The organism is Arsenophonus sp. ENCA, from assembly GCF_002287155.1.
In the GTDB taxonomy this organism is placed as follows: Bacteria; Pseudomonadota; Gammaproteobacteria; order Enterobacterales; family Enterobacteriaceae; genus Arsenophonus; species Arsenophonus nilaparvatae.
In genome coordinates, this window is record NZ_NHNG01000002.1 from 1 (window position 1) to 5,787 (window position 5,787).

Annotated in this window: 3 protein-coding genes and 3 pseudogenes; 3 read left to right on the forward strand and 3 right to left on the reverse strand. The window is 38.2% G+C overall.

Features of this window, described 5'->3' with window-relative positions; all coding sequences use genetic code 11:
• Window positions 1-127: 127 nt before the first annotated feature.
• From CBG25_RS00105 to CBG25_RS00115, 3 genes and pseudogenes are all read left to right on the forward strand, one after another.
• Window positions 128-862: pseudogene (locus CBG25_RS00105) on the forward strand (arginine decarboxylase); the annotation flags it as partial.
• 148 nt (window positions 863-1,010) lie between these two features.
• Window positions 1,011-1,934, forward strand: a complete 924-nt coding sequence (speB, locus tag CBG25_RS00110; RefSeq protein ID WP_290603590.1) for an agmatinase — start codon at window positions 1,011-1,013, stop codon at window positions 1,932-1,934.
• Between the two features lie 268 nt (window positions 1,935-2,202).
• Window positions 2,203-3,210, forward strand: coding sequence for an anthrax toxin-like adenylyl cyclase domain-containing protein (locus CBG25_RS00115; protein ID WP_290603592.1), 1,008 nt, complete (start codon window positions 2,203-2,205; stop codon window positions 3,208-3,210).
• A gap of 33 nt (window positions 3,211-3,243) precedes the next feature.
• On the opposite strand, the gene mutH is transcribed toward CBG25_RS00115, so the two are convergent.
• From mutH to CBG25_RS00130, 3 genes and pseudogenes are all read right to left on the reverse strand, one after another.
• Window positions 3,244-3,933: a DNA mismatch repair endonuclease MutH gene (gene mutH, locus CBG25_RS00120; RefSeq protein WP_290603595.1), complete on the reverse strand. Its 690-nt coding sequence runs from the start codon at window positions 3,931-3,933 to the stop codon at window positions 3,244-3,246.
• Window positions 3,934-4,650: 717 nt separating this feature from the next.
• Window positions 4,651-5,253 (reverse strand): annotated as a pseudogene (gene leuD / locus CBG25_RS00125) (3-isopropylmalate dehydratase small subunit).
• Window positions 5,250-5,669: pseudogene (locus tag CBG25_RS00130) on the reverse strand (aconitase family protein); the annotation flags it as partial. The pseudogenes leuD and CBG25_RS00130, both read right to left, overlap by 4 nt.
• Between the last annotated feature and the right edge of the window lie 118 nt (window positions 5,670-5,787).

Consider the following 5,787-nt stretch of genomic DNA (forward strand, 5'->3'; position numbering starts at 1 on the left):
CATAAACGATTATCTCGTAACAGCCGCTCTTTGTTGATCATTTCAAACCTTTATTCTCTAAGTTAAACCTCTTTTTATTCTCAATAGCGTGACAAAAAATGCAAGTCTCTATTCAGCAACTAGTTTATTACGTGAATGGCTGCATGATAGTCAACTTTCGTTATATGATGTGCATACCGAATATGCCCATGGCATGTTAAATTTGACAGAGCGTGCTTGGGCTGAAGAGCTTTATCTTAATATTTGTCGTCGCATTCAGCAGGATTTAGATCCTAGTAATCGGGCTCATCGTCCTATTATCGATGAGTTACAAGAGCGAATGGCTGATAAGTTATATGTTAACTTTTCGTTATTTCAATCTATGCCGGATGCCTGGGGTATTGACCAACTTTTTCCAGTATTACCGATTCAAGGATTAAATGCGCCATTAGAACGGCGGGCGGTTTTATTAGATATTACCTGTGATTCGGATGGTATTATTGATCACTATATCGATGGTGATGGTATCGCTGCTACTATACCGATGCCTAATTATGATCCAGAAGAACCGCCAATGATAGGCTTTTTTATGGTCGGTGCTTATCAAGAAATATTAGGCAATATGCATAATTTGTTTGGCGATACAGCAGCGATTGACGTCTATATTGATAATTCAGGTGAAGTCAGGTATTTACAAAGTGAAGAGGGAGATTCGGTGGCGGATATGCTTCATTACGTCAAGCTTGATCCTAACATGTTATTGACGCTTTTTCGTGATCAAGTTAATAGTAAAGATTTGACGAAAAGTTTAAAGGAGCAGTTTCTGGCTGAATTTGAAACAGGATTATATGGTTATACCTATTTAGAAGGTGAGTCAATATAAGTTAGCCAAGGTTATTGAGCGATAAGGGAATAAATCTTAACCGGTGCATCGTAAATCTCGTCCTTTAAGGCAGGGAGGATGCCAGGCAGAAGCGCAGTAGCCTTAATAGTGAAAGTCATTCACTAATAAACAGTTTGAGATAAATTATATGATCAATAATACATTAAATAATCAAGAAGATAACTCTTTGGTTTCTAATGCCTTTGGTTTCATGCGTTTTCCACTCCATTTTTCACCTTATGATAGTGATGCACAATGGGTGATCACCGGTGTTCCTTTTGATATGGCGACATCAGGCCGTGCGGGCAGCCGTCATGGGCCGGCTGCTATTCGACAGGTATCAGCAAACCTGGCATGGGAGGGTAAACGTTGGCCATGGCAGTTTGATCTCAACGATCAGTTAAAAGTAGTTGATTGCGGAGATCTGGTATTTGCTTTTGGTGATGCACAGGATATGAGCGATAAGTTGCAGGCACATATCGAAAAGTTATTGGCATCCGGCAAAAGATGTTTAACCTTTGGTGGTGATCATTTTGTCACGTTACCTTTACTGGGTGCACACGCAAAGCATTTTGGCCCCATGGCGTTGGTTCATTTTGACGCTCATACCGATACTTATAGCAATGGCAGTCAATTTGATCATGGTACCATGTTTTACCATGCGCCAAATGAAGGATTAATTGATGCCACACACTCAATTCAGATTGGTATTCGGACCGAATATGATAAGCGCAATGGCTTTACAGTGTTGGATGCAGCTTATGTGAATGACGCACCGCTGGAAGATATTATTACTCAGATAAGGTCGACAGTGGGTGAATTACCGGTTTATTTGACCTTTGACATTGATTGTCTGGATCCCGCCTTTGCGCCCGGTACAGGAACGCCGGTTGTCGGAGGGTTAACCAGTGATCGTGCCTTAAAGTTGTTGCGAGCTTTACAACCATTGAATATTGTTGGCATGGATATTGTGGAAGTTGCTCCGGCTTATGATCAGTCACAAATTACTGCCTTAGCGGCGGCTACCGTCGCACTGGATATGCTTTATATTCAGGCTAGCAAAAAGCGTTAACTAATCTATATAATTTTGCAACCAAAATGTGCCATTTATGGCACATTTTTATTTGTGCTTAAGTCAACTAATTATCTATCAAATTGAATGAATATTAGTTAAGACATGCAATCAATTCGAATTTATTTTTTTACTTATTAAAGTAAGTTATCTGACTGTTTTTCATGCAACAAAATAGGTAAAATATGGCTCTTTAAATGGCAGGAATAAAGTATAAATGCATCGTATATCTAATAATTTAATCTTAAATGCTGCCTATCATAGACAAATGGCGGAAAAACCTGCTCCTTCCTCTTGTTGTCAGAAAAACCAACCAAAAAGTGGTATTCCAGCAACGCATTTAAAAACCCTTTCTAACTATGCGATTCAAAAAAATCTAATTTACGGTATTCGACCCATTAGTCCATTTGCGACCTCTTTAATTGAAGCCGGTTATCCCACTAAGCCGCTTAATATTAAAGGCAAAACCGCTGATTGGGGTCCACAAGCCGGATTTATTTGTGTTGATCAAAATTTTAGGAAGCTTGTTGGACAGTCAGAGCAGGTGCAAAAATATAATGCCTTGATCAGTAAAAATATACAAAATGGTGAAGCGATTAGTGTGCCTTTGACGATAACCCGCGATAGGATCAACGAACTGATCGAATTAGATTGTCTTGAATTATCTCGCTCACGTGGTGATGGTATGATTTTGATAGCTCGCTCACCAACTGGACAGGAATATCAATTTGACGCTATTTATCAATCTAATAGTAATAACCACTATCGAATAGAAATAGCCGGAAAACCGATTTATGTGTTGAGTGAACCGAAAATACACGAACCATTTGTTCCTGATTATGATTTATTATTAGTCGCTCCTCATATTAGTGATTATGGCACACTTGATACTATGATACCGAGTGAACGTAATGATACCAAATTAGGTACCGCAAACCATCGTTTGCTGAAATTAGCCGATGATATTCATCGTGCTTTGGATCGCGACGAACAGCATAAACTTATTCATCATGGTACAGATGTGAATAATGAATCATCGGAATTGGCAGACAATTTTCCGGTGACACTATTTTTGCCTAAAGCGATCGAAAAATATGCCAAAATAACGGTACTGGATTCAGCGGAGGCACTGGCTGAATTTACTCAAACTGCTAAAAATGAAGGTTATCATGTACCGCTCAATGAACGTTGGCAAGAAATACCGAATATTCGTCGTGCTTCTTATGAAGAATCTCGTCAACGAATTGAACTGTATTGGCGTAAATTGTCATTATAAAGACCACACTCTGCAGATAGCAGGGTTAAGTTGTTATTTATGAGTTGGTAAATCAAAATGGCGAGCCAGTATTGGAGCAGTAAAATTTTTCTTCAGATAAAATCCACGCGGTAGTGTCATTATTGGTTGGCCGTGTCTACCTATCCCTTCTGTCAAAGCCTTATTATTTGCAGCTTTAGGGCGGATTTGTAGTACCTGGCCATGGCGTGCGGTAATATTTTCAACCTGACCTAATACGATCATATCCATTAACTCTTCCCAATCTCTTTTAAGCAGCAGCTCTTCAATCGGATTGGGACTCCACAATAGTGGTGAAGCGACTCTTCGCTTTGCTAATGGGATTTGGCGCTCACCTTCAATCGGTATCCATAAAACCCGTGATAGCTTATTACGTACATGACTTGAAAGCCAGGTTACTCCACTATTACCGGTTAAAGCTGCCACACAAACGAAGGTTGTTTCTAATGGCTCACCATAGCGGTTAATAGGGATGGTTTTAAGCTCAATACCAAGATGGGCAAAATCTTGTTCTGCTTTGCTACCAGCATTTGCGCCTAAACAATATTCTAATAACTGACCTACCCAACCTTTAGCAAATCTAAGGTCGTGGGGGACTGCGATACCCGCCTGATAAGCCAGTTCAGCCATGGTATAACCCGCTAGGTTTTTGGCTTTGCTCAGTAAACTTTGTTCATCATCAGGAGGCAGGGGAGAAAATTGCATAAATCATGCCTGTATAAAAAATAGTCAATCAAATTTGTGCACACAGTGAAAATTTTAACATAGATCGAGCAATTAAGAACAATCCATTGATAATCAAATCATTTTATCCATGGTCGATATATTTTTTTTCTGTTATGAATTTAATCGAATCGGTAATAAACAGGATCTCAGCTATAGTTATCCACAATTTTACTGGATAACTCTAATAAAAAGCTTTTACTGGTTTAATTTACAGTCTTGACAGGATGGTTTATGTTAAAAAGAGCTGTTAGCTTGTTTAACAAAACAGCGTATCCTGTGGATAAAATGGATATTGCTGGATCTTTGTTCATCCTGTTTTGATGGTCAGCTATCTGTTCTGCTTTGAGCCATGTTTAATCGATTAAATCGATTTATCTCTATGAAAAAAAACTATTAATTTTTTATTTAGAAATCTATCGATTGAAAAACTTATGAAATTATACCCTGTTTACTCTAGCTTTTTTCACATGGATATCCACAGAAAAGGTGAATAAATTAATAAATATAGCCCTACATGTGGATAATTTTTCATTATTAATAGATAAATTAAATTATTTTTCAGTAAATAAAACGCAATATAAGATTTAGGCATCTAATTAAATAGAATGTCATCACCTGTTAACATTTTAATTAATTTAAATAAAAAAATAATCAGGCTTTGCCTACATAGTGAGGCAATGCCTGTTATTTGAACTGTTATCGCAAAAATAGTGGTTGCTGCTCTTCGTAACGGGTAATGAACTTTTCATATTGTAAAGTCAATCCAATATTATCTAACCCATTCATCAAGCAATAACGATGAAAATTATCAATGCTAAAAAAATAAGTTTTATCCCCAGTAATGACTGTTTGGGTCGTCAAATCAATGGTGAATTAACAACTCTCATCTTGTTCAACATAGTTAAATAACTGGTTAATTTCTTCTTCATTTAATTTAATTGGTAATAATTGGTTGTTAAAGGCATTGTTATAGAAAATATCGGCAAAACTTGGCGCAATAATGGCGCAAAAGCCATAATCTGTTAATGCCCACGGCGCATTTTCGCGCGATGATCCACAACCGAAATTTTCACGGACTAATAAAATAGTGGCCCCTTGGTAACGTGGTTTATTAAGGACAAAATCCGGATTAGGTTGTTGCCCGTGATCGTCCAGGAAACGCCAATCGTGGAAAATGTGTTGACCAAAACCGATTCGAGTGACCTTTTGTAAAAATTGTTTTGGAATAATCACATCAGTATCAATATTGGCAACATCTAAAGCAGCCACTAAGCCTGTGTGTTGGATAAATTTTTTCATTTTGCCAATTCCTGTTTTATTTGATTATTATCGATCTTACGTACATCGACAAAATGGCCGTAAATAGCCGCTGCGGCTGCCATTGCTGGGCTAACTAAATGAGTTCGACCGCCGCGGCCTTGGCGTCCTTCAAAATTACGGTTGCTGGTGGAGGCACAACGTTCGCCAGTAGCAAGGCGATCGTTATTCATTGCTAAGCACATAGAGCAACCCGGTAAACGCCATTCAAAACCCGCATCGATAAATATTTTGTCTAAACCTTCGTGCTCAGCTTGTGCTTTTACTGGCTCGGAACCAGGAACAACAATTGCTTGTACATTAGGGGCTACTTTTTTGCCTTTCGCGATAGCGGCAGCAGAACGCAAATCTTCAATACGCGAATTAGTGTAAGAACCAATAAATACCTTCACGAGTTTCGCAGTCTCTAAAAAAGAAGTATAAATTTAAAAACAAGAAAAAATCAGGATGTTCATATTTTGTCCGGTTATCCATGCATTAAAGATATCTATAAAATATTCTTGCAAGTAAGCAGTG